Source organism: Halalkalicoccus jeotgali B3 (assembly GCF_000196895.1).
In the GTDB taxonomy this organism is placed as follows: Archaea; Halobacteriota; Halobacteria; order Halobacteriales; family Halalkalicoccaceae; genus Halalkalicoccus; species Halalkalicoccus jeotgali.
Window position 1 is genome coordinate 50326 of the sequence record NC_014298.1, and the last position, 24785, is coordinate 75110.

General features: G+C 55.9%; 26 protein-coding genes and 1 pseudogene. 18 read left to right on the top strand and 9 right to left on the bottom strand.

Translation table 11 applies throughout. The features are described 5' to 3' along the window. The first annotated feature begins 286 nt into the window (after window positions 1-286). Together HACJB3_RS15015 and HACJB3_RS15020 are read left to right on the top strand one after the other, a co-directional pair. Complete coding sequence (locus tag HACJB3_RS15015; RefSeq protein ID WP_008413981.1) at window positions 287-781, top strand: GNAT family N-acetyltransferase; 495 nt, start codon at window positions 287-289, stop codon at window positions 779-781. 5 nt (window positions 782-786) lie between these two features. Then, window positions 787-1068, top strand: a complete 282-nt coding sequence (locus HACJB3_RS15020; protein ID WP_008413980.1) for a 2Fe-2S iron-sulfur cluster-binding protein — start codon at window positions 787-789, stop codon at window positions 1066-1068. 469 nt (window positions 1069-1537) lie between these two features. Here HACJB3_RS15020 and HACJB3_RS15025 read toward each other — a convergent pair whose 3' ends face one another. Then, window positions 1538-3178, bottom strand: a complete 1641-nt coding sequence (locus tag HACJB3_RS15025) for an acyl-CoA synthetase (protein ID WP_008413979.1) — start codon at window positions 3176-3178, stop codon at window positions 1538-1540. Window positions 3179-3464: 286 nt separating this feature from the next. Between HACJB3_RS15025 and HACJB3_RS15030 the strand changes: the two genes are divergently transcribed. Genes HACJB3_RS15030 through HACJB3_RS15065 form a run of 8 tightly spaced genes read left to right on the top strand, consistent with a single transcriptional unit; the run spans window position 3465 to window position 10886 of the window. After that, a complete protein-coding gene (locus HACJB3_RS15030; protein ID WP_238532904.1) occupies window positions 3465-4712 on the top strand; it encodes an ABC transporter substrate-binding protein in 1248 nt (415 codons plus the stop codon). A 48-nt stretch (window positions 4713-4760) separates the two neighbouring features. Next, a complete protein-coding gene (locus tag HACJB3_RS15035) occupies window positions 4761-5630 on the top strand; it encodes a branched-chain amino acid ABC transporter permease (protein ID WP_008413977.1) in 870 nt (289 codons plus the stop codon). Window position 5631: 1 nt separating this feature from the next. After that, window positions 5632-6735, top strand: a complete 1104-nt coding sequence (locus HACJB3_RS15040; RefSeq protein WP_008413976.1) for a branched-chain amino acid ABC transporter permease — start codon at window positions 5632-5634, stop codon at window positions 6733-6735. Continuing rightward, window positions 6732-7532, top strand: coding sequence for an ABC transporter ATP-binding protein (locus HACJB3_RS15045; RefSeq protein WP_008413975.1), 801 nt, complete (start codon window positions 6732-6734; stop codon window positions 7530-7532). Before HACJB3_RS15040 ends, HACJB3_RS15045 begins: the two co-directional genes overlap by 4 nt. A 1-nt stretch (window position 7533) precedes the next feature. Further along, complete coding sequence (locus tag HACJB3_RS15050; RefSeq protein WP_008413974.1) at window positions 7534-8298, top strand: ABC transporter ATP-binding protein; 765 nt, start codon at window positions 7534-7536, stop codon at window positions 8296-8298. A gap of 49 nt (window positions 8299-8347) precedes the next feature. After that, the gene (locus HACJB3_RS15055; RefSeq protein ID WP_008413973.1) at window positions 8348-9151 is read left to right on the top strand and encodes an enoyl-CoA hydratase/isomerase family protein; all 804 of its coding nucleotides are present in this window, start codon (window positions 8348-8350) and stop codon (window positions 9149-9151) included. A gap of 30 nt (window positions 9152-9181) precedes the next feature. Continuing rightward, window positions 9182-9961: an enoyl-CoA hydratase/isomerase family protein gene (locus HACJB3_RS15060; protein WP_008413972.1), complete on the top strand. Its 780-nt coding sequence runs from the start codon at window positions 9182-9184 to the stop codon at window positions 9959-9961. A 52-nt stretch (window positions 9962-10013) separates the two neighbouring features. Continuing rightward, the gene (locus HACJB3_RS15065) at window positions 10014-10886 is read left to right on the top strand and encodes an acyl-CoA thioesterase (protein WP_169312207.1); all 873 of its coding nucleotides are present in this window, start codon (window positions 10014-10016) and stop codon (window positions 10884-10886) included. A 10-nt stretch (window positions 10887-10896) separates the two neighbouring features. Here HACJB3_RS15065 and HACJB3_RS15070 read toward each other — a convergent pair whose 3' ends face one another. Beyond that, window positions 10897-11721 (bottom strand): enoyl-CoA hydratase/isomerase family protein, encoded by an 825-nt coding sequence (locus HACJB3_RS15070; protein ID WP_008413969.1) that lies wholly within the window; start codon window positions 11719-11721, stop codon window positions 10897-10899. Continuing rightward, window positions 11718-12605, bottom strand: coding sequence for a 3-hydroxyacyl-CoA dehydrogenase family protein (locus HACJB3_RS15075; protein WP_049934621.1), 888 nt, complete (start codon window positions 12603-12605; stop codon window positions 11718-11720). Before HACJB3_RS15075 ends, HACJB3_RS15070 begins: the two co-directional genes overlap by 4 nt. 206 nt (window positions 12606-12811) lie before the next feature. On the opposite strand from HACJB3_RS15075, the gene HACJB3_RS20325 reads away from it, so the two are divergent. The 6 genes and pseudogenes from HACJB3_RS20325 (at window position 12812) to HACJB3_RS19675 (ending at window position 17484) form a co-directional block, all read left to right on the top strand. After that, window positions 12812-12970: a hypothetical protein gene (locus tag HACJB3_RS20325; RefSeq protein WP_008413967.1), complete on the top strand. Its 159-nt coding sequence runs from the start codon at window positions 12812-12814 to the stop codon at window positions 12968-12970. Further along, a pseudogene (locus HACJB3_RS18885) lies at window positions 12943-13394 on the top strand (transposase); the annotation flags it as partial. The gene HACJB3_RS20325 and the pseudogene HACJB3_RS18885, both read left to right, overlap by 28 nt. 297 nt (window positions 13395-13691) lie before the next feature. Then, window positions 13692-14894, top strand: a complete 1203-nt coding sequence (locus HACJB3_RS15080) for a tyrosine-type recombinase/integrase (RefSeq protein ID WP_008413965.1) — start codon at window positions 13692-13694, stop codon at window positions 14892-14894. Window positions 14895-15073: 179 nt separating this feature from the next. Continuing rightward, entirely contained in the window at window positions 15074-15799 is a 726-nt protein-coding gene (locus HACJB3_RS15085; RefSeq protein ID WP_174264865.1) for a hypothetical protein, read from the top strand. A 345-nt stretch (window positions 15800-16144) separates the two neighbouring features. Then, window positions 16145-17017 carry a ParA family protein gene (locus HACJB3_RS15090; RefSeq protein ID WP_008413963.1) on the top strand — a complete coding sequence of 291 codons (873 nt, stop codon included), beginning with the start codon at window positions 16145-16147 and terminating at the stop codon, window positions 17015-17017. Further along, window positions 17017-17484: a hypothetical protein gene (locus HACJB3_RS19675; protein WP_148258257.1), complete on the top strand. Its 468-nt coding sequence runs from the start codon at window positions 17017-17019 to the stop codon at window positions 17482-17484. The genes HACJB3_RS15090 and HACJB3_RS19675 overlap by 1 nt, the downstream gene beginning before the upstream one ends. 85 nt (window positions 17485-17569) lie before the next feature. Here HACJB3_RS19675 and HACJB3_RS15095 read toward each other — a convergent pair whose 3' ends face one another. Then, window positions 17570-18841, bottom strand: coding sequence for a Cdc6/Cdc18 family protein (locus tag HACJB3_RS15095; protein ID WP_008413962.1), 1272 nt, complete (start codon window positions 18839-18841; stop codon window positions 17570-17572). A 553-nt stretch (window positions 18842-19394) separates the two neighbouring features. Between HACJB3_RS15095 and HACJB3_RS20725 the strand changes: the two genes are divergently transcribed. Together HACJB3_RS20725 and HACJB3_RS15100 are read left to right on the top strand one after the other, a co-directional pair. Then, complete coding sequence (locus tag HACJB3_RS20725) at window positions 19395-19745, top strand: DUF6788 family protein (protein WP_169312208.1); 351 nt, start codon at window positions 19395-19397, stop codon at window positions 19743-19745. Between the two features lie 132 nt (window positions 19746-19877). Continuing rightward, on the top strand, window positions 19878-20189 hold the full coding sequence (locus HACJB3_RS15100) for a hypothetical protein (RefSeq protein WP_169312209.1): 312 nt from the start codon (window positions 19878-19880) through the stop codon (window positions 20187-20189). Between the two features lie 69 nt (window positions 20190-20258). On the opposite strand, the gene HACJB3_RS18890 is transcribed toward HACJB3_RS15100, so the two are convergent. From HACJB3_RS18890 to HACJB3_RS20335, 5 genes are all read right to left on the bottom strand, one after another. Further along, entirely contained in the window at window positions 20259-20621 is a 363-nt protein-coding gene (locus HACJB3_RS18890) for a TRAM domain-containing protein (RefSeq protein WP_206537088.1), read from the bottom strand. Window positions 20622-21183: 562 nt separating this feature from the next. Then, a complete protein-coding gene (locus HACJB3_RS15110) occupies window positions 21184-21474 on the bottom strand; it encodes a PadR family transcriptional regulator (protein WP_008413957.1) in 291 nt (96 codons plus the stop codon). A gap of 161 nt (window positions 21475-21635) precedes the next feature. Beyond that, window positions 21636-21989, bottom strand: coding sequence for a PadR family transcriptional regulator (locus tag HACJB3_RS15115; protein ID WP_008413956.1), 354 nt, complete (start codon window positions 21987-21989; stop codon window positions 21636-21638). A 755-nt stretch (window positions 21990-22744) separates the two neighbouring features. Then, window positions 22745-22984, bottom strand: coding sequence for a DUF5789 family protein (locus HACJB3_RS21340; protein ID WP_049946402.1), 240 nt, complete (start codon window positions 22982-22984; stop codon window positions 22745-22747). Window positions 22985-24156: 1172 nt separating this feature from the next. Then, a complete protein-coding gene (locus HACJB3_RS20335; RefSeq protein WP_049946403.1) occupies window positions 24157-24777 on the bottom strand; it encodes a DUF7509 family protein in 621 nt (206 codons plus the stop codon). Window positions 24778-24785: the final 8 nt, after the last annotated feature.

The following is a 24785-nucleotide window of genomic DNA, read 5'->3' on the forward strand; positions in this document are numbered from 1 at the left end:
CGTTGTCGGGCCATCACTATAATTGTTTTCTGTATACGATTTCCGTATCCATTTTCGTGATTCATGCCGACTCCAGCGGTTGTTCCGGACGGTCGTCAGCTGGCCATGGCACTTCACAACACGAGATGGAACATCGGCATCGTCTGTGTTTCGCCGTACTGCTGGATAAAATACGATTGGGGGAGAAGTCGATTCGCGATTCGCACCATTGTCTACCTAAAAATATTATTTATTTGATAGATTATTCGACACGACCTTTTTTGGTAATCGGGAGCAGAGGGGTGGTATGACGTACAACCTACGACACAGTACGGCCGAAGACGGTGAGGAGATCCTCGAGCTCTGGCACGGGTTCACCGAACATCTCTCGAAGTACGACGATCGGTACCAGCACAAGGAGGACGCTGACGACCGCTGGCTCCGATACTTCGAGAACCAGCTCGTCGACTCGAAATACGGGACCGTGATCGTCGCCGAAGATGAAGAGACCGGCGAACTGATCGGAGTCCTTGAGGCTCGCGTGATGGGCGACCATCCTATCTTCCGACTCAAGGACCACGGCTATATCAACGGCCACTATGTCCGGGAGGATCACTGGAACAATGGGGTGGGAACCGCGCTGATCGAGGAGGCCCACGAGTGGTTCGCCGACTCGCCGCGCGACATTGATTTCTACCGAATAGATGTGGTTGACGGCGATGAGAAGGCAGAAGAAGTGTACGAAAGTCTTGGCTTCGACCCCGTCGAACACGTCTACGAGCGCTCCATCGAGGAGCAGTGAGTCAGATGGTCGAAACCTACACCATCGAATTCGTCAACGAAGGGGTAACTCTCGAAGTAGCCGAGAATGAGTCAATTCTCGAGGCGGCAGAGAATGCTGGTCTCGATCTCCCGTATCAGTGTCGAATGGGAGTCTGTGGCGTCTGTAGCGGCATGTGTATGGAGGGCGAGGTCGATCAACTGGAGGGGATGTTCCTCTCGGAAAGCGAGAAAGAGGAGGGCTACGCTCTCACCTGCATCGCGAAACCGCGTTCGGACATGCGAATTCGAACCAACGAGAGTCCCTGACCCGTTACTCTCGCCGCCAAAACGACCACCAGATTTTCGCGGATGTATCAGTGACCCTTCAAACCGGAACGGCTCTCCTCCCAAAGCGGGTGCTGTGAAGCCCTTTGACTTCCACTCAGGCCGGGATAGCCGTGTATACGCTTACCGTATACAGGTACTGTTTCCGCTCTGAGTAGGTCTCTCGCTCCGATTCCTCAGTGTTGATCCTACTAAATAGATTACAAGCATATGTTTGTAATTGAGCGTGGATGTAAAATGGTACTGCGACGAGATTTTTGTTACAGATGTACGCTTGTTATTACAATCACTGCTGAGAGCGCGTGGCAGCTATGTCGAGTTGATAGCTCTCTGGTTGCCGTAGGCGTTCGAGTCGAGGTACACAATTTCGTATACGATACCGAATACGCCAAGATGACGGGTTAGATCTCTCTCAAGGACGACCGATCTCGGCAATACCCTACAGGCCCGGTTACGCTGCCTTCCGCTCCCGTTTACGGAGTTCGATACGGCGGATCTTTCCGGTCTCGGTCCGTGGGAGCTCCTGTACGAACTCGACTTCGCGGGGGTATTTGTACGGTGCGAGCGTCTCCTTGACGTGGTTTTGAATTTCCTCGATCAGATCATCTCCCGGTGAGGCACTCTCGGTCGCCACGACGAACGCTTTAACGATCGCACCTCGCTGTTCGTCAGGACTCCCGACGACGGCGACCTCATCGACAGCATCAAGCTCCTCGATGACGGCCTCGACCTCCGGGCCAGGGATGTTGTAGCCGCTAGAGATGATAAGGTCGTCGTTTCGGGATTTGTACTCAAAGCGCCCATCCTCACGCTGAACGAAGATATCCCCGGGGTACGACCAGTTGTCCCGGACTGCGCTGGTTTGCTTTTGTGGTCGGTTCCAGTATTCGATGCCGGTCGGGCCGCGGACGGCGAGCAGTCCTGCCTCGCCGCGATCGCATTCCTCGCCGGTCTCGGGATCAACGATCTTACACTCGTAGCCTGGAACCGGGAACCCAGTCGCGCTCGGATCAATCTCCTCGTCGTGGCGATGGCTGATGAAGATGTGGAGCATTTCCGTCGTCCCGATTCCGTCGAGGATCTCGATGTCATAGGCCTCCCGAAACGACTCGTAGGTCGTCGGGGTCAGCGGCTCCCCGGCACTCATGCCGACTCGCAGCGACGAGATATCGTACTCTTTGGGCCCATCGGGGTGCTTCGAGAGGATCTGGTTGAATGCGGTCGGGATCGAACAGAGGACCGTGATTCCGTGGACGTCGATCGCCTCTAGCAGGTCACCTGGCGTGGCGTCCTCAACGAGGCTCGTACTGGCGCCAAAGCGCAGCGGAAACGTCACGAGGTCGCCGTAGCCGTAGGCGAAGGGCAGCGGCGGGTTCCCGCCGAAGACGTCCTCCTCGGTCGGCTCAAGACAGTACCGAGCGTACGAGTCCGCGCTCGCCAGCAAATTCCGGTGGGTGTGGATCGCGCCCTTGGGTTCACCCGTGGTCCCACTGGTGTACAGCATCAGCGCCAGGTCGTCTCGTTCGGTCTCGTGGGCGTCGAGATCGCTGCTCGCAGCGTCGAGGAGCGCGTCGTAGTCGTGGTGGTCATGGTCGACGCCGTTGCGGTCGGCAACGACAACCTCCTCGACGGTTTCGAGGCTCGGGAGCGCGTTCTCGATCTCTCCGAGGAGGTCGTCGTAGACGACGACCGTGGTCGCCTCGGCGTTATTGACGATGTGTTCGAGCTCGGCGGCCCGAAGCAGCTTCATCGAAGGGAGCGCGACGGCACCTATCTTCTGGGCGGCTAAACAAGAGACGACCGCCTCGGGACGATTGGGGAACCTGATGACGACCCGGTCACCTGGCTCAACCCCGAGGTCCAGAAGCGCGTTCCCCATCCGATCGATTGACTCCTGTAACTCGGCGTAGGTGGTGGTCCGATCCTCGAAGCGGATAGCCACGTTGTCCCCCCGTCCCTCGCGAACGTGCCTGTCGACTAGCTCCTCTGCCACGTTGATCCGTTCGGGATAGTGTACCTCCGGGACGGCGTGGACGTAATCCGGCCCATCAGCCTCGTCCGGCAGGTACTCCGCTGGTATACTGGACTGCATATCCGAATAGGTCATTATAGTTTTGAGAGAAATACCTAACGGTTCCGTTCATCGAGCGAACAGAATTCACGTCGGCGACTAATTGGGTGTCCTGTCCGCTTCGAGTGAGTCGTTTCCCGTCGCCGGAACCGGCCGCTACCCCTTGTCGACGCCGGCGACGACCTTTGGAAACGTCATCAAGCCTCCGAGGCGTCCCTCAAGACGGAATATCGATACGATCCGCGAATGTATCGCGTGAAACGAATGAATAGGAAATTATAAATAGTCATGTATTCCTCGAATGTGTATGTCTCGCAGAGACGTGGATAAAGTTGCCACACGGAATCGAGGATCCGCGGCGGAGTCGTCGGGGATCTCCAGACGACGCTACCTGCAATCAGGCGCCCTGTTGGGCACGACGGCAGGATTAGCGGGTTGTCTCGGCGGGTCCGAAGATACGCTCACCGTCGGGTTCGTTCTACCGTTTACGGGTGTCTACTCGCTGTTGGGCGAGAGCATTGTCAACGGATTCGAACTATACGTCGACGAACAGGGCGGTGAAATCGCGGGCCAGGAGATCGAGACAGTATCCCGGGATACGGAGGCCGATACCAATACTGGCGTTTCGGCCACCCGCGAACTGCTCGTCGAATCCGGTGCTGATGCGCTGGTCGGCCCCGTCTCGAGTGCGGTGGCGACCGCAATGATGCAAACCGTCGAGAACGAATCGAGCGCGATCTGGCTCAACGCCAACGCGGGCGACTACCGCCTCGTCGAGGAGGGGTGTCTCTCGTATCACTTCCGCACCTCGTTTAACGACTGGCAGACAAGCGCGCCGCTGGCGCCATGGGTCTACGAGAACGTCGCGGACAACGTCGTCATCACCTACGCAGACTACGCCTTCGGCGATAACTCTCGGCAGTTCTTTTCTGAGGCCTTCGAACAGGCGGGTGGGACGGTTGTCAACGAAATTCCCATCCCGCTTGGTACCGACGACTTCTCACCGTACATGGGTGATATTGAAGGTAGCGGCGCCGACGCCGTCTACTCGTTCTTCGCTGGTAGCGACGCGGTCAACTACGTCACGCAGTTTCACGAGTTCGGTCTCGATCAGAACATGACCCAGACCGGAAGCGGGTTCCTGCTCTCGGAGGATACGCTCCCCGCACAGGGACAGGCCGCTCTCGGGAAATTCTCGCTCCTTCATTACACCTCTACAGATCAGTCCGAGCGAAATCAGGGGTTCGCCCAAAGCTACGCCGACGCCCACGACACCCGTCCGAACGTTTATGCCTGTCAGGGCTACGATTCGGCCCAAGCGTTCGAACTGGCAGTTGAGGAGGCCGATACCGACCCCGATGCTATGGCGGAGGCACTCCGGGGCGCGGAGATCGATAGTCCTCGTGGGAGCTTTCGGTTCCACGAGGAGACGAACGATCCGGTCCAGAACATGTACGTCCGGGAAGTCGTCGAAGGCAGCGACGGCCCTGAAAACGAAGTCGTCGATACGGTCGAGAACATCGAACTGCCGACGTGGGGTTGCAGTGTCAACTAATGATAATGACGCGACAGCTAATCGACCGGTTCGAATCGGAGGGTCGACATGATTGAGTCGTTACTCCGGGCGACGCTTCTGGGCCTCCAACTCGGAGTGACGCTGGCGCTCGTCGCCACCGGTCTCACGCTCATCTTCGGGATGATGGACGTGATCAACTTCGCTCACGGGGCACTGTATATGTTCGGAGCGTACTTCGGATTGCTCGTTGCGGACGCCCTCGGGAGTTTCTGGCTCGCGCTGGTGATCGCCCCGCTGATCGTCGGGGCCATCGGCGCCGCCATCGAAATCTTCTCGCTGCGCCCGCTGTACGGTCGCAATCCCCTGTATCACATCCTGCTCACGTTCGGGCTCGCGATCATGGTCCAGGGGATCGTCGTTCAGGTATGGGGTGCGCGCTCTAGACGGATTCCGGCCCCGGAACTTCTCGCCGGATCTGTCTCGGTCGGCCCAGTTACCTATCCCGTCTACTGGCTGTTTGTGCTCGTGCTCAGTACCGTGTTGATTGCGGCAGTCTGGGTGGCAATCGAGCGCAGCGACCTCGGAATCTTGATGCGGGCGAGCGCCCACGACACTGAGATGGTCGACGCGCTCGGGATCGACGTCAAGACGGTGTTTACCGGGGTGTTCGTTTTCGGGTCGGTGCTCGCGGCAGTGGCCGGCGTGTTGCTTGGCGCCTCGCGTTCAGTTCACCCCGGAATGGGGTTCGGCGTCATCATCGAGGCGTTCGTCATCGTCGTCATCGGCGGGCTTGGCAGTTTCAAGGGCGCGATTTACGCGGCGCTGTTGATCGGACTTGTCATCGCCTACGGCGCACTGATCGCGCCGGCACTGACTGACCTGTTCATCTTCGCACTAATGGCAACGGTCCTTGTCATCAAGCCAAGTGGCCTGTTCGGCACCACGGAGGCGGCCTGATATGCGGTCAGTTACCGACCTCGCGGGCGATCTGCGGGCGACCGTCGGCATCGGCGGAGCGACGGGACCGGCCGGCGAGGAAGCTCTCTCCGCACAGGGCCGACTCGCGGCACTTGTCGTTGCCGCCGTTCTCGCCGCCTTCGCTCCGATCGCACAGGCGTTCGAGCCTTTCTGGTTGAATCTCCTAACGCGAATGTTGGTGTTTGCGTTGCTTGCATTGAGTCTTGACTTCGTCTTCGGGTACGCTGGCCTCCTCTCATTTGGTCACGCGGCCATGTTCGGGGCTGGCGGGTACGCGGCCGCGATCCTGGTACGGGAGGTGACTTCGAACGCGCTGGTCGTTCTCCCCCTCGCGGCGCTTTCGGGAGTCGTCGTTGCGGGGTTCATCGGCTGGTTCAGCGTCCGCGCAAAAGGGATCTATTTCGCGATGCTGACGCTAGCGTTCGCCCAGATGTTCTACGTGATCGTCTTTACGGACCTCCCAGCGCGGCTACTGGGGGCCGAAGCGATCACCGGCGGAGACGACGGTCTGTTCGGAATCCCGCTGTACGAGGCTGTTGGGATCGACTTTACTTCGCGACTGTTGTACTTCTATCTGGCACTTGTACTCGTGATGCTTTCCTTTGCGCTTCTCGTCAGAGTGGCGAATTCGCCGTTTGGACGCACTCTGCAGGGGATCCGCGAGAACGAGGAACGAATGCGCTTTCTGGGGTACAACGTCCGGCGGTACAAACTGGTCGCCTTTTCGATCAGCGGCGGGTTCGCCGGGTTGGCAGGTGGTCTTTATGTGCCCTTCCAGAGTGTCGCCCAGCCCGGCCTGCTCCACTGGACGATTAGCGGCGAACTCGTTGTTATGCTGTTACTCGGTGGAATGGGGACCCTCTGGGGACCGATGCTTGGCGGGGCGTTCGTGATCTATCTCGAAGAACGCTTAGCCGAGTTTGCGACCTGGGAGATCATTCTTGGAAGCGTGTTCGTTATCGTGGTGATCTTCGCGCCCCAGGGGCTTGCCGGTACGATAGTTTCGATCAGGAACGACCCACGAAACGCGCTCCACAACGCGAACCGTGCACTTCGGAATTACATCGAAAAGGTGAGAGGATGACTACGAACGACACGATGGATGTCACGACGGAACCGAGCCCCACAAGCGGGAAGCCAATCCTATCGACTGACGGATTAACCAAGCGGTTTGGAACGTTGACCGCAGTCGACGATGTCTCCCTAGAGATCCCGACTGGACGGATCACCTCAATTATCGGGCCGAACGGGGCTGGCAAGACGACGCTGTTCAACCTCTTTACGGGCAAGTACGAGCCGACCGCGGGGCGAATCGACTTTCGTGGTAACCGGATCGACGGCGAGAAGCCCCACTATCTCGTCAAGCAAGGGCTGGTCCGCTCGTTCCAGATCACGAATTTCTTCGGCGATCTGACCGCCCGCGAGAACATCAGATTGGCTACACAAGCTCCCCACACAGGGTTCGGTCCTCGGGACTTTCTGACTCACCACCGGAATCTAGATGCCGCGACCGAATCCGCCGAGCGAATTCTCGAACGCGTCGACCTCTCACACGTGGCTGACGAAACGGCGTCGAACCTCTCGTACGGACAGCGCCGCCATCTGGAGATTGCGATCTCGCTGGCGGCCGATCCCGACCTCTTCTTGATGGATGAACCAACTGCCGGAATGAGCCCTGAGGAAACCGGTGAGATTGTCGATTTGATCGAAGAGATCGCTGCCGACATCACGCTGGTTCTAATCGAACACGACATGCATATCGTCATGGATATCTCCGATCACATCGCAGTGATGAACGAGGGAACGGTGTTAGCACATGGTACGCCCGACCAGATTCGAAACGACGAACGCGTTCAGAGAGCCTATCTGGGGAGTGAATGAGATGAACGAACACTCGACCGTCGGCGAATCGGTTGATAATCAGTCCGGTTCCGGCGAACGCCGATTGACCGTCGACTCGATCAATACCTACTACGGAGACAGCCACGTCCTGTTCGATGTCTCGCTCTCGATTGATGACGGGGAGATCGTCGCGCTCGTCGGCCGCAACGGGGCCGGCAAAACGACAACACTCCGAAGCATCATGGGATTGACGCCGGCCCGCTCGGGCCGAATCCTGAAGGACGGTGAGTCAATCCACGAATCACCGCCTCATCGGATTCGGAAACGGGGGATCTCGTGGATTCCCGAGGGACGGCGCGTCTTCGGCGGACTGACGGTCCATGAGAACCTCCGGCTGGCCGCCCACAGCGCAGATACCGACCAGCAGGGACGGATCGACGAGATCTATGAGCGGTTTCCGCGACTCGACGAGCGTCGTACTCAGAAGGCCGGCACGATGAGCGGGGGCGAACAGCAGATGCTCGCGATCGCGCGAGCATTATTGGGCCCCGAAACCGACCTCCTGTTGCTCGACGAACCGAGCGAGGGCCTCGCCCCGCAGATCGTTGAGGACGTCGCAGCGATCATCCGCGAACTCAATGAAGAGGGCGTGACGATCCTGCTAGTCGAACAGAACGCAGAGATGGCCCTTGGATTGGCCGACAGGGCGTATGTCCTCGAAACCGGGGAGATCGTCCACGAATCACCCGCAGAAGAACTGCTCGCGGACCGGGCTGCGATGGAGCAGTACCTGGGGGTCCATTGAATGGTATCAGCTATCGGCCCCCCGAGCGTCTGCAAGGGAGGTGAGATCGATGGCAAAGAGTGAGCGTATTCACGACGAGGTCCGCATCGAATACGTCGCGGACGGGCGGGTCGCCCGACTGGTCATGGAACCGGGGACGAACTCGCTCAACACTTTCGAACCGCGAAAGGTCGAATCGATGGCAGCCGCGGTCAGGGATCTTGATTCCGTCGGCTGTCTCGTACTCTACGGTGAGTCAGGTTTTTCCGCCGGCGCAGATCTCGCTGCCATCGAGCGGACGCCCCAGGAGCTGCGCCCCGCGAGGATCGACACCATTGCTGCAGCGTCGAACCGCTTCATTCGGGCGATTAGGGAGTTGCCCGCGCCCGTCATCGCGGCGGTTTCAGGGGTCGCAGCCGGCGGCGGGCTCGGGTTCGTCCTCGCGTCGGACCTCGTCGTTATGCACGCGGAGGCCGTGCTCAACACCGCCTATATGCGCGTCGGACTGACCCCCGATAACGCGACACCCTTCTTTTTGGTCAACACTGTCGGCCCGTACAAAGCTCGGGAACTACTGTTTGACCCGAAACCGATCACGGCCTCGGAGGCGGTCGATCTCGGTCTCGCGAACGACGCCGTCGATGTACCCGAGTCGGACTTTCTCGCCGCTGTCACAGACTGGGCGACAACGCTCGCGGAGGGCCCGACCGAGGTGTACGCGAGAACCAAGCGGCTGGTCGATACGACGTTCGAAGGGTCGCTTGACCAGCACCTCGAACGCGAACGGATGGCGATCAAGGAGGTAAGTGACTCAGACGCGTTCGACGAGGGACTCTCTGCATTTCTCGAGAAGCGAGCGCCGGAGTGGGGATGATACTATGTTCCCGGACGATAAGAGCCGTGTATGCAGTTCGACACGCTTGATCTGGCAATAGAGGGAGACGGGATCGCGACGCTTCGGCTCACGAACGGTCCGGTCAACGCGATCAACCAGCGGATGCGCCACGAATTGGCCGAGGCACTCGACATACTGCGTGAAGACCGCGTCCGCGTCGCCGTCGTGACGGGAAGCGAGGAGGTATTCTCGGTCGGTGCGGACGTCGCCCTCTTTGAGGAGGCCCGCGAGTGGACGAGCGCGGAGTTCCGGACGAACTCGCGGGTGCTGGGGCGGGTCTTCGACGGGCTCGAGGAGATAGAGAAACCCGTTCTGGCCGCTATTAACGGAACCTGCGTTGGCGGCGGACTCGAACTTGCGCTGGCCTGTGATGTCCGGATTGCGGCGCCTGACGCGATACTCGGCTTCCCCGAGCACAACATCGGGCTCCTCCCCGGCCTCGGGGGCTGTTCGCGGTTCGTTCACCTCGTGGGCCCTGGCCGGGCAAAAGACATGATCTTCAGTCAGGAACTGGTCGACGGCGAGCGGGCGGGCGACATCGGCTTGGTTGAGCGCGTCGAGGAAGACCCCGAGGCCACCGCTTACACCTATGCCGATTCATTACTCGATCGCCCTCCGCAGGCACTCGGGCTGGCGAAACGAGTCGTCAATGCGGCGCGCGATACCGACACGCGCTCGGCCGGCCTGCTTGAATCGCTCGCACAGAGCACGCTCTTGGAGACCGACGATCATCGAGAGGGTATCGAGGCCTTCCGCGGGAAGCGCGATCCCGAGTTCACCGGGGAGTGACGCACTCCGATTCCGGCCCCGGAATATCCCGTTGTTTGCCGGTTCCTATACGATGGTAGTGCTCGACGAGAGATGGAGCCCTGTGCAAGCGATTACCTCTCATCGGGTGCAGTTCGGCGAGCTCGCGGGACCCTTGGTACACGGTGCAACGGTCTTTGATTGGCAACTAATCGCCACCCAGCAGGTGGCGGCGGCCGTCGAGTACTCCTTTCGTAATATCCTCGACGACGACGGGATCCCCTTCGCTCCGGTCGCCGTGAGTACCTCAGTCGAACGGTATCCTACGATTGAGGACCGTGTTGACGTCGAGGTCGTCCCCCTAGGCGTCGGGAATTCTAGTGTTGAACTCCTCTACCAGATGACTGATGCTGAGGGCGACCCCCTCGCCAGCGCGCGAATGGTCCACGTGACGATCGGCCCGGACGGCAACGCCCTCCCGCTTCCTGATCGGGTGCATGCAGAGTTCACCAACCGACTGGTCGACCGGGACCCCACGGTCGGTCCGGAAACGGCGTCCGCTGACGGTGGAACCTACCCAAGGTTCGAGTCGTCGGTTCCGATCCGGAGTCCGCACATTGAAGGTGCCGAGCTGGCGTACTTCGAAGAGTACCCCCGGTTCGCCGGGATCGCCTTAGAAGAATTCCTCAACGAGCGGGGGACGAGCCTCAAGAAGCTGAGCGGCGAGAAACAGCCCTTTCGCCTGCGCGACTGGCGCTGGGAACACAAAGCACCGGTTCCCTTCGAGTCGACCCTGCGCGTCGAGTGCAACGTAATCGGTATCGAACATGAGTCGGTCCGTATCGAGCACACCCTGCTGGCGGACGGTCGAGTTGGTATTGAGGGAGTCACCGAATACGGCTGTTTCGACCGATCCGGGGCGGCCGTACCGTTCGACGACCGAATGCTTACACCCTTCGATACCTGATCCCGATGGATCAGCGTCCCCGCCACTCGGGGTCACGGTCCTCGAAGAACGCATCGATCCCCTCGTTTTTGTCATTGGTCGCAAACAGCTGTGAGAACAGTTCGGCCTCGTAGTCGATACCGTCATCTAAGTCCATCTGTGTGCTCGCCCGGACTGCGGTCTTCGCGAACTCCAGGGCGACCGGGCTCTTTGCGGCCATCGATTCCGCGAGATCGTAGACGCGTTCGTCGAAGTCGTCCCCGTGGACCTCTTCGACGAGGCCGATCTCGGCGGCTTCCTCGGCATCGATCAACTCGCCCGAGAGAATCAACCGCATCGCCTGGCCCTGCCCGACCAGTCGGGGCAGTCTCTGGGTACCCCCGCCGCCGGGGACGATCCCGAGGTTGATCTCCGGCTGGCCGAGCTTCGCCCGCTCGTGTGCGATTCGGACGTCACACGCTTGGGCGAGTTCACAGCCGCCGCCGAGCGCGTGGCCGTTGATCCGGGCGATTACCGGCTTCGGAAGGTCGGCGATCCGCTCGTAGATCCGCGGTCGCTTGCTGACCTCACGCTGTTCGATCGCGTTTCGCTCGCGGAGTTCGGTTACATCGGCTCCGGCAACGAACGCTTTCCCCTCATCGTCGCCGGTCAGCACGACTACCCTGACGCGATCGTCGCCCTCGATCGCTTCAAGCACGTCCGAGAGCTCGGTTCGCAACTGTGCGTCGAGCGCGTTTCTCGACTCAGGCCGCGAGAGTGTGACGGTCGCGACGCCCTCGATACGTTCGTCGACGGCCACCGAGATGGTCGTACACTCCTCGCCGACAACCTTGGAGTCCGGAATGCCGTCGCTCATCGACCCCCCTCCAAATCGCCGCTGACGCCGACTCGCTCGCCGTCCTCCCAGAGGTAAAAGCCCTCTCCGGTCTTCTTGCCGAGTTTGCCGGCACGGACTTTCTGTCGAAGCAACTGAGGCGGCCGGAACCGATCGCCGAGCTCTTCTTGGAGATACTTGAGGATATCGAGGCGGACGTCGAGGCCGACAATGTCCGTGAGTTCGATTGGTCCCATTGGGTGGTTGTAGCCTAATTCCATCGCGCGGTCGATCGCGCGCGGTCCAGCGACGCCGGTTTCGAGCATCCGGACGGCCTCGACACCGAGGGCAACGCCCAGCCGCGAGGAGGCGAAGCCCGCCGAATCCCTGACTGTGACGGGCTCCTTGCCGATCTCCTCGATGAACTCCTCAGCGAACGCGATAGTCTCCTCGTCCGTCTGCTCGGCGACAACGATCTCGACGAGCCCCATGATGTGAACCGGGTTGAAGAAGTGGAGCCCGATCGCCTGCTCAGGACGGTCGAGTACGCTCGTGATTTCGGTCACAGACAGTGAGGAGGTATTTGAGGCGATAACCGTTTCTCCGGTCAAGGCGGCCTCGATCTCCTTGAACGTGCTCTGCTTGATATCAATGTCTTCGGGAACCGCTTCGATGACCAAGTCCGCCTCGGCGACGGCCTCCTCAAGATCGGTCGTCGTGTCGATACGGTCGAGCGTCGCCATCTTCTCGCTCTCACTAATCTTGCCTCGGTCGACGCCCCCCTGGAGATTTGATTCGATTGCTTCAACGCCCTCCTCGAGGAACCTCTCCTCGATGTCGCGGACGACGATGTCGTTGTCGGCCATCGCCGCCACCTGTGCGATTCCGTGCCCCATGGTACCGGCACCGAGTACTGTGACTCGCATCGTCTATCACAGCGGTCCAGTGCCTATTCAACGTTGGTATACTTTGTTGGGGTCGGCTGAGATTTCTCGTCGTAGCCACTCTCGAAAGAGCTACGGTACGGCGATGTGCTCGGGTTTTGAACCTAGTTCCAAAAGCAGTACTGAGAGCGACGATCCGAGACCCAACGGCCGATCCGGTCGGTGAGCAAACTCGGAGCGGAGTCACAGTGTACGCCACGCTGGTGGAATTGGAGAAGGCGTTCGCCGAGATGGCACCCAGCGAGACAGTGCTTGACCTTGGTTCCGGGGCGGGCTTCGGCTGCTTCCTCGCTGCACAGGAGGTTGGCCCGGACGGCGAGACCTCATTCACGTCGATAACGTCCTAATGGACCGTGAATTCGACAGCCAATACGTCCTCGAGCTAGTCAGCTAGCGTGGGCTCTCATATGTCGTGCCTAAGCGGATGCAGACGAGCGAGAAAGCCCAGGCCAAGCGGTTGCTCCAGCACGGCCAGGACCGCTACGAGACCGACCGCAAACTCCATCTCGGCAAGAACGAATGACACGAGACGACGCTGGTCTACCGGGAGAAAGAGGACTCAGAGCACGACGACCATCGACAGTATTCGATGTCTATGACGAATCGGGGGAGCGGACATCTCACGGAATACAGCTACCGTCGGGAAATCGAGAGTGGGTACAGGTCGATCAAACGGTTCATGGCCGCCACTATGTGGATTTCGGGTTGCGATTCTTCTACTTCGCGTTCGCGTGTCTGTTGTACTCGCTCTGGGAATGCGCCGAGGTTCTGAGTGACGACACTGGTAGCTGAACAAGAAAAGACGTTCGAGAGTCGAACGGAAGCAGTTTTTGGTCATGGATTCGGTCGAAATCCCGCATCACAGATCCGCTGAACCCGGTATTGTCTCAATTTCCAACCGCAGCTGTTTCTATGTAGCACTATACAGTTTACAGATTGCGTTATCGGGTATAGAACTGCTGTATTAACCAAATACGACCGGTCGGAGCGTCCGCCAATCCACTTTTGATTAACTCACAAGTCAACAGTGGATTTACCACCCTCCACGCCCTTGGCTCATCCACCCTCATGCCAGACCCACAACCCCAGGGTTCAACCACCACAACAGGCACTCCAACACTTTACGATGGACTCACACAATTCCTCGAGGCGAAAGCAAAAGGCGACGATTCAGGGAACTACCGACGCAACGCAAAGCGCGTTATCACCCGCTGGATCGACTGGCTCGATCAGCGCGATATCGAGCGCTTCGAGCAGCTCGACGAAACCGTCCTCGCCCACTACGCCGAACACCTCCGCCGGCGCGTCGCCGCAAACGAAGCCGAGACGACCGACGCTGGTATCGCCAGCTCAACCGCCTGGACCTACTACAACACGATCTCTGCCTTTCTCGGCTGGGCCTCCAAGTGGGACTATCTCCAGGAGAACTACGCTCGAGCCGGCCTCGCCCAGGAATCGATGCCCGACCGGTCCACTTCTCAGCAGTCCCAACAGCAGTTCTGGACCCCGGAGCAACGGACACAGATCCTCGACTACGTCAACGAGCGCGCGCACGACGCTATCGACGAGAAGGGGCTCGACGCAGACGTCGAAGCGCGGGATCGCGCGCTCGTCGCCGTCCTTGCATTCACAGGGGTGCGCGCATCCGAAGTCTTTCGCTCCGAACACGACAATCGCACCGGTCGCCAGGGCATTCGCTGGCGCGACATCAATCTCGAGGAACAGACGATCTCCGTTCTCGGGAAGAATCAGCAACGCCAATCGGCTTGGTTACTCGAGCAAGCGCTTCCCTCTGTTGAGCGCTATCGGACGATCAGCGACCCACCGACCGATGACTGGCCCGTCTTCCCGACGAAGCACGCACCATCGCTCTATCAGTGTGCTCGCACCCATCTTCGCGAGGTAGGAGGCGAAGGCAAGGAGTCAATAGAAGCGATTCTCGACGAAAATCCAATCGAGGAGGTGCTGCGGGAGTACGGGATCGTCCCGCCTGCGATCACGACAAATGGTGCTCGAAGTGTCATGAAACAACTGTGTGAAGCCGCAGACCTCGATATCCTAACTCCTCCAGAGGGACCAGGTTATCTTCAACTCCATGGGGCTCGCCGCGGGATTGGCGATACGTTCTACCGAATGGATCGGGGTACGGCGCAGGATTTGATGCGCCACCAGAGTCTCGAAACGACCAAAGACCACTATTCGCATATTGACGCAACAGAGGGAGCCAAACGTGCGAGTGAGATGCTCGATGAGTCTAAAGCCGATCAGTGATCGTACTTGGTTCCATGCAGTCTATTTAGGAGTGAAATTATGGCCGACTGCTAGGTAGTATCTTCCCCAAGATCCGGTTCTTCAAACGTAAGCGCATCCACAACTGCTGCTGGTAATTCTGGGCGAGGGGCTGCTTCGTGACGAGTGATTTTCTGCCACAGTAGTCTGTGGGGAGAGTAATGAGTAATCCAACGCCGCCACCGAATTCAACGGAGATTATGAGTGTTGTTCACGATGCTGTCGGAGGCCTTAAATTGGAGCCCACAGAAAAGCGGGAGATTTGGCGATTCGCACAGCGCGAACTGCCGTATCTCTGGAGCCAACGCACTTCGTATTTCGTTCTCGGTAGTTACCGTGATCCCTATATTCGTCGTCTTCGGGCGGTTCAGAACGAACTCGCAAAACAACTCGGTGCATATCCATTCATTATGGGTGATCTTCTGGAGCTACCAGCAGATCGACTCAACGTATTCGACATTATGTTCGCGCTCCTCGCTACATATAGTGATTATATCGTCGGCGTCTTCGAAAAGGAAAGCGGCGGGGAAGCACCTGAGCTAGGAGAGATCGACGATACGCCTTATTTCGAGAAATCATATGTGTATCCTCGTGATTATACCTGGTTTACGGACTCAAACCTCGACTCAGAACACCATTTCGTTCAAGTCGCTATTGAGATCGCATTCACCGATGATCTAACGAGAGAAGAAAAAGAAGCGAAGATCTCGTCACTAGCCGATCGGGCACAAGAACACGAGATTGAGGTTAGTGACCAAGATCTATGGGACGTGATTGAGGAACGGAAGGCAGAGAGTAGCGAGAAAGCAACATATAGCTGGGTACATATCAACAAGTTTCGAAAATTCGAGTTGCACGATCGGTGTTTCCCATGGGCAACAGTTTAAGAGCTTTGTACTGCAGTCTCTGAACTACCGCCACCAACTCCGCGTCCAGTTTGGGAAAGTCAAAAAGAATAGTTCGCTCACTATTAACTGATATTCGACATTCTGTACAGTTATTACTGTAGTACATTCTGTACATTCACGACATTAGAGACAGTATGGACCGTAGCAACGCTCAGAACAGTGCACAGTAAGTGTGGTAACTAGTCTACCTATACATGAAGTAATGTATGTACGCTATAGAGATTTCCACAATGATAAAGAGTATATAGAGTATCTACATTATTCACAGTTAGTACTCTCATGCAGTCCAGTACATTTTATAATGTTTCGGTGTGAGGGTCGAATATGATCGACGAAAATCAAAAGAGTCCACGGGCAATCGCGATCAATGTTTTAAAAGGAGGGTTTGGAAAATCAACGACTGCTATCAATCTCGCACGAGAGCTGGCGGAGCGAAACGATCAAGTGCTACTTATCGATCTCGATGACAACGGCCATACGACGTTTAATCTTGGCTACCGGGACCGCTATGAAGGTGAAAACCATGTACAGAATGTTCTCTTGGATGGGGAAGATCCATCAGATTTCATCGTTCCTGTCGTTGAGGATCTTGACCTCTTTCCTTCGCATGAGGCACTCGAAGAGGTAGAAACAGATCTCAAGTCAGCAATGGCATCAAGTCAACGCCTGTTCCGAAATGTTGTAGATCCGCTGCTTGGAGACGTCTATGATTATATCGTCGTTGACACCCCAGCGAATAGAGGAAAAATAAACGACAATGCACTGTTTGCGACGAAGAATCTCATGGTCCCGCTTCGTCCGGAGAGTGGTTGGGAATCGGGTATTACGCAAACGAACAAGCGGCTAATTCAAGAAGCACAGCAGTATTTCGATCTCAGACTGCTTGCGCTCGTTCCAACGGATCTAAGCGAACGCTTGGATCAAGATACGCAGGATCGGAACCTACTGCAAGCCATCAACAGCCGCGATGCGCTGGAGCCATTTGTCCCAAACTTTGCGCATCTCTCTGAGTCAGATTGGGAAGCACTCGATGCTGGCGAGTACAATGATGAACTACCAGGTATTCGACATCGAGCGAGTATCGATAAAGCACACCGAGCACGAACGCCACTTCGGGACTTCGATCCTCAGTGTGATCAACTCGAGTACTACGACGAACTCGCACAGATCGTCGAGAAAGGAGGGGTGGTTCGATAATGCCATTCGAGGATATTTCCGACGACAATGAGGAGCAGCCCGATCCAGGTGATGAAGCACTTGATGAACTCGCTGGAACCCTCTCCGGAGATACCACATCAGAGCCGGCCAACGAATCGACAGCGGTTGACGACACAGCCGATGAGAGTGACGGGGAAGGTACTACAGAAGTAGCGCCATATGATCCACGAAATGAACCTGCATTTCCAACTGCAAAAACTCAGACACAGCACTCGATCTACTGTCTTCCAGAGACATGGGAGGATGTAGATGGGTCATCAGGTTTGCTGTTTGAGGCCGAGATTACACTCCGTCGCGATGGATATGATGCAGTTCAAAAAAGAGAGCTACATAATGCAATTCTCCGTGCCGCGACAGAGACGCTGACGGCTGATGATATCGTTGAGGCGTTTGTCGATACTCGCGAGGATCGAACCCACGGATCTCTCCTTGAAGAGGATTCGTGAACTGTCCTACCCTACCCGCTCACGGCTGACGCCATTCGCTCGCTGAGAAAAGGAGCTTGGCACCTACTTTAGCTAAAAAGGGGATTTACGTCAGTTCTTTTGCAGTCGCAATTTCAGTCAAATCACTAACGACGTCATCAATACGAGTGTCTTCGCTGAGAATATCCAGAGTGGCCTCCAGATCGGTTTTTAATTCGAACCGGTAGTGAGAGCCACCCTGAATACCCGTGTTCCGAGTCTCTGCAAGGAGAAAGCCTTGCATGCCAAGGCTCTGAAGGTGATCACGTACGCGGCGCTCGACGAGTTGATTGCCATCGAGTCGATCGACGATTGACTTGTATTTCTGGTATACCTGCCTGGTTCTGGCGGGTGTTTCGCCGTCTATCTCAAGCGCTACGACGGAGAGGAGGGCAAACTGATCCTGCGTCGTTAAGCTTCGCATCCCCTCCTCGATGCGTTTTCGTTCGAGGATGTCACGTGCCTCACGGACATGTGTTTCACTGACGATGTCGTCACCATAGTTAAGCGCTAATTCACCGGATTTGTACAAAAGACGAATTGCTTGGCGAGCACTCCCTTCGTCTTGAGCGGCGAATGCCGAACAAAGGGGAATGACGTCGTCATCAAGCACACCATCAACAAAGGCACGCTCTGCTCGGCGCTCAAGTATTGACGTTAGCTTTTCAGCGTTGTACGGAGCGAACTCAATCTCCGAGTCGTAAAGTGAGTCTTTGACTTTCGGGGACAGGTTATCGCGAAACTGGAGATTGTTGCTGATGCCAATGACGCTCACCCACTGATCTTCGATGTAGTTGTTTTTCCGCGCTCGTGGGAGTTCGTAGAGGAGTTCGTCGTTGCTACCGATTGCGTCGATCTCGTCGATGACGATGATGACTGTCTCTTCTAAATCACTAATCTCCTCATAGAGGAGATCGAACATAGACTGTTGATCAATGCCACTTGGTTTCTTTCTGCTATCACGAATTTCTTTGATCAGATGGGCACAGAGCTGATAGCTCGTCGTTTGGTTGTTTGCACTAGTCTTGATAACACTCAGGTCAAGAGTATCTTGACTGGCGGCATAGTCCTGTAGCAACGCGAGTTCATGATCGATAGCAACGGTCTTTCCTTGACCAGTTTTACCATAGAGAAACAGATTGTGAGCATTCACACCTCTTGTTGCGGGAGCGAGAGCATTTCTGATCTCGTCAAGCTCTGCTTCGCGCTCCGGTAACTTTTCAGGTTGCCAATCTTCTTTTAAAACACTTTCATTAGTGAAGATGTTTACAGACGAGCGGTAGGGATTGTCCTCAAATGACTCGTATGGGTTCCTGGAATCGGCTTCGTCACCGACCATGTTGGATGACACCAATAGTACGAAGGATAATAAACCCCTGTGTCCGGAGCGTCCGTCGTGTCCGCATATCAGATGTGGCTATATACCCCCTCCCCCCACCTTGTCCGCATAATCTCGCTACACATGATTCCCCCTTTCCAAGAACCGGCGATTGACCTAATGCTAGGAAAGATTAAAGTCTATAGCAGTTCAACCAGACCCGTACTAGAGTACGAGAAAATGTATCTCTAGTAAAGAATACCTCTAGAATAGCTTTCTGGGCTCTAATAAGGCTAAATTATGCGGACAAGGTGGGGGGTATAGACTAGTCGTGCCAATATGGTTCAGTGCTGACTTCTGTAGACTAGCTGGGAAATCCAGTCGATTCTTGCTTGCAGTTCCACCTGGTGTCCTCTCTTGTGTCTGAATTATGCGGACAGGGTGGGGAGGGGGCTAGAACAATTATCGAATCTCATCGAATCACGAGGAAGATCATCAAAGTAGGCGATGGGCCATATCTGTGGCCTTGTACAACAATCTTAACTGAATACGGACCGACTGTTGCACAAGGATCATGGCTCCGACTGCACCTTCGTCACTGCCGAACTACCTTGGCGAAGGGCTTCCCAAGCAAAACGACGAGACACTTCGTGAGACACGTGAGTATATCGACCAGTTGCTTGCCACTCGCGAACAACGCCGCCAAGAGTCTGTTACTGAAGACGAATTGCCGGATGAGGTTCACCTCCTTGAAACCGAATCAAGTGGCACTGTCTATCTTGAGTATCGTACCTGCGGCGACGACAGCTGCTCATGTATGAGCGGTGGTGAGAAACACGGCCCGTACAAGTATCGTGCCTACCGTGATGGTGAGACCGTCCGACGCGAGTATCTTGGGAAAGCGACTGAGACAAACACGGAGTAACGTCAACTGAGTCTAGTAGTCACAGAGAGCGGTGTTGTAGTCCCTCTAATTCCCCCTTGCTTGTGACTACGGATTAATAGTGATTTCTAGGCCACAATACTCTATACGAACGGAGACTCAGTGCTTACCATCGTGAACAATGAGGAATGGTCAGGGATCCAATATCGATTTCTAGAGTCTGCTGACCTTCTCGAAGCATTCGAACAAGCGCGGATCGAACACCTGGGAGTCTCGGATGAGTGGACAATCGCCATCTCTAGTCGCACGATTTTCGATCTCGAAGTCGACGACGGGAACTTAGCAGACGCACAGTTCGTTACTGTTGAGGTCTTCGATGTCTCACCGGATTATTCTGCAAGTGATGATTCTGATCCAGTCGCGCTTACCGACCCCTTGATTGGGGAACTTGCGGGTACAACTGGTGTCGACTGGGAGCGTTGCTGAACACTCTCCTTGTCGATCTTGTGCACCTGAACCATACATCCTACGTAGCAGATATTCGATGATCTGACTCTATTTGCTTCGTTCGACGACACTCGCAAAGGCGACGTTTGACTGGACGGTCTCGATTTCAACGGTTACCTCTTCATCGGGTTCGGCATCCGGGACGATCACAACGAATCCCCGTTTGACACGAGTAATTCCATCTCCCTGATCGCCGAGCGTATCGATCGTCACTGTTCGGATCTCACCCTCATTGACTGGTGGCTCCGGCCTCTCTGCCGCCGATGAAGATGCTGAAGCAGTAGTGGATGCTGTGTCCTGGTAGTCGTCTACTACGTCCTCAGTTTCCGTCGGAAGCACAGCGACCTGATAGACTACTCCTGAATCAACTGTCGCTTGTTCGACTACCTCTTTTGGAATCTCGAGCTGCATGCTTCCTGCTGTCTCGGTCAGACGAGACGTAATGAGCGCGTGAAGCCGATCTGGAATTGAAACCATTGATACGTATCGTGAGTAGGTGCATGCACGTCAGCCTATAAAATCTCTTTCGGCAAATGTATCTGATAGAACGCGTTCTTTGCTGCACGTCTCCGTTATCTTACTCGGTACAATGTCGTCGGAGCAATCTACAGACTCTTCGCTCTTGCTGAGCAGCTTCAGATGCTTCACAATACTGCCCCTCAACGCTATAGTCTGCCTGAACGCTATGCAGAAGATCTCAGACACGCTCTCGAACAATCAGCGGGGAACTACGCATCGGCAAACCAGCTGTATTCGATGTGGGATGACCCGCCGTTCGAACCACAGATTCTTGGCCAGCTCCTGAGTACTGCCACGGATCTCGAGGTGTTGCAGGTCTATACCCATCGGAGCAATCGCAACCGATACGATCTCACCGCATACGATTCGACGCGAATGGACCAACTCGCGCTACTGTTTACCGATGAGACAGCGTCAACGATTGATGCGGACTCGTCCGATCGATAGTCCTTCTTTAGGCCGCACTCAGCGTGTCGTGGTGATACTGTTGTTCCCACTCTTGGCGAGCGTCGATCTCTCGCCGGCCACGTGCCGTGAGTTTGTAGACATTCGTTCGGCGATCCAGCTGTGATTTCTCGACGAGCCCTTTGTCGACGAGCGTATCAAGGTTTGGGTAGAGCCGCCCGTGGTGGATCTCTTTGTCGTAATATCCTTCGAGCTCGGCTTTGAGTGCCAGACCATGTGGATCATCTAGTCCACCAATGACGTAGAGCAAATCCCGCTGGAAGCCAGTGAGGTCGTGCATGTTCTCATATTAGTCAAAACCGTTGTTAGCTTATCCCATAGTGCACACTGCGAGAGTGTCTAATTTAACACAGACAGATTCTGCCGACTCATGTCGATGAGAACAGCGACTGCAGTGTCAACTTCCGAGCTCTAATGCTTCTCTCGTGGCTCCTCAGTAGATTACTCTACAAGAGCTTCGATCTCGTGTGCCCGGTCGTCGCTAGTGACGAGCTTCGAGAAGCGCCACTTGAGATCTCCAAGCAGGAGGTCGTAGCCCTCCTCGGTCAGTTCGTACTCGTTAGTGCGCTTATCGAGTTCGCTTTTTGCGACCAACCCTCGCTTAACGAGGTCATCGAGGTTGGGGTAGAGCCGTCCGTGATTGACTTCTTCGTCGTAGTACGCTTCGAGGTTACGTTTGATCGCGAGGCCGTACTGAGGTTCCTCGCTGAGAACGGTCAGCATGTTCTGCTGGAAGGCGGTCAGATCGTGTGCGGTGCGCTCTTCTCTGTCGGATGTCGATTGTGCCTCTGACATCTGTTCGAGGGAGACTGCCGCTCTAGTTAACTGCTTGGGAACGGTCCCCATTGAGGATTGGCTGATTACTGATGAAACGCGTCTATAACTGATCAGAGGACTGGTTTCGTTGTTCAGGATATCACCGATCGCTACACTAGCTCTCTTGGTGATTGTGACTGTGAGCGCTCTGTTCGCTTTCCGAGCGAGTTCCCTCTGGTTGGGGAGAGGGCATTGGTTCGATCGGTGGACGAAGATCCCCCGAATGCATATCGTCGACGCGATCGTCGTTTTCGAGTGCGACTTTTGTTTCTCTACGGTTCTGTGGGCCTAAATTGATGGCTAACCAGGAATGGGCCCGGTTTATGGGTGGGATAGAACCTCCTTGTGATCGACGAGGAGACGACCAACCGCTATCACGAAGCGGGCTCACAGAGACGACAAGTGAGGGAGTGAAAACGGTTTCGCAAACCTGCTTTCAGGGCATTTATATCATGGTATAATCCGTCAGGCGTCACTGCGTTCAACACAATCCCGTCGGCAAGCTATCCATCACCACACAGAATTGGTTCGCGATAGAGCCATCCATAGCGAAGTTATGGCATAAAGCAAGACTCTGAGAAGAGCAGACCCACAATAGGACCGATCGCAACAGATGCCGAACGTTCTGACAACAGTAAGAACAGCTCAGAACGATTCTGGCCCCCGGTCGTTTTCAACACCGGGTGCCGGCGGTGTCCGATCACTGTAGCCTTCCCGTCCGATTCCGTCTTTATTCACGTACCCGATAACGGCCTGCTGGACAGCTTCCGGCGATTCGAAGCGTTCGTCTTTGAGGGGTGCATCACGTCCTGAAACGATTGTGTACCGTTTGGAAGCTGTAGGGTCGCCTCACCGTATGTATCGATCAACTTCGTACACTCAACTGGGTACTCACAGGTTGCAAGATCATCGGTCAGCGAGCCAAACTCAACTCCCTGCTCTCGGGTGCTGTCTTTCTCATTCGATTGAGTCATAATCACGCACTATTATTCATATAAATACGAAAAGAATTATCCTAATGTCAGAGTAAATAAGTAGTATAATAGGGTACTGCGCTCTGCGAGCTACCAGCCCTCATCCTCAGACCCGCTCCGTAAGACCACTAATCTGGATATTATGAGTGTAAACAAGCGCCATGGAGCCTCAAGCATCCGATTCCGCGTCGGGATTCGGTGTCCTAAACCCATCTCGGTAACAGGGCCAACAGGGAAGATCCTCGAACGTCGGGAGACAGTCACAGTCCGCCGGGTGAGGCTCTGCGTACTGTTCCTTCCGGAGTGAGTGCTCAAGCGGCGGTCGCTCGGCCGGCAAATCTTCGGAACTCATGAACTCACCCCGAGATAGAACCGGCGGCAGGGGCGACAGAGCGGAGATGGTTCGCCGAAGGTCTGAACGAGCTGCACGTCCTCGCGACTAAAGCAGTTGGGAGTACGGCAGACGCTGTGATCGTGATCACACGTCTGTTCACTGGATGATAGTGGTTTCGTGTTCGTGCTCATCTCTGATCGGTGGAAACCTGCTTGCGGCGCGGAGCGACAGTCATCGCTCGTTTTCGTGTGTACTAGACGGTTGAGCACCGTTCTCTTGCTCTCGATGCACGTCACTCCCGTCTGTAGCCGGCGAATTCTGTTCCGAGTCGCTGTTTGTAGACTGGCATTTTCAGTTCTCCGAGAGCTTATCTGTGCCAATCTCGAAGAACATGGAGCGTGTGACAGGCTCCGCTTGGCTAGAGGTCTTCTCTGGTCAAAAGCATGCGCCAACCGTGGTGAAAGTGAACAATACGTGGCTTGCTAAATGGCTCTAAGAGCGGCTCTGGGGGTAATTGGTGTACTTTCAGGCCATCACCACTACTGCATCGAGCAACTCGATACCCAATACGAAACCGACCCCATTGAGGTCAACGCAGATGGGGAGACCGCGGGCCTCACGGATATCTGGATCGCTGGGATTCCCTTGAGAGCGATCCCGCAAAACACAGTCTCGCGAGCACCTGCAGGCACGTTACACCCCTACTGAAACCGACGAAACGACGTTTGACGGACCAATTGTCGGCGATTCAGACGACCTGAGTGTCATTGACTGTAGTGGTGATCCCAATGAGTGCCGGAAGGATACCGTTGAGATGCTCCGCAACAACTCCGTACAGTCAATCGAGGCGATCGAGCTCACCCCGTTGTTCTTGGTGCATAATACCACCAGCGAACAGCCCGAGTGCATCGATGAGTTCAGCCTCTGTTTCATACGTTTCGACACGTAGATCCCATCGCCTCGCTGCCGACCAGATCATCGCACTTGTAACATTGGCCTCGTGAACGAAGAGTAATCGATCGCCGTGGGTTTCCGTGAGCGCCTCAAGAATACTGCCGGCCTCTTCACCAACACCAAAGTTGTGTCCAAGGAACGGCAGTATGAACGCAGTTGCATTGCTGCATCGGGTGTACTCAATGCTCTGGGTTGCCGCGTCTACCTCGTCAATATCTACATCAACATCGAGCGCCAGAAACGCATTTATGCCGGGATCAACGCGAAGTTCACCTTGGATCCGTCGCAAGAGCGCCTGTGCATTGTCGATAGTGTCCTTACTCTGAAAGAGACGACGCAACGGTCCTGGAAGGTCTTCGATATCAATCTCGCGGCGCTGCTCGTCACTAAGAACGTAGTTGAGATCAAACGACTTATATGGCCCCATCAAATAGAAGAAAAATCGATCATATTTCACGTGCCCAAGTCGTTTGGTGAGTAGGTCACGTGTAATCTTCACAGCCATGAGTAGCT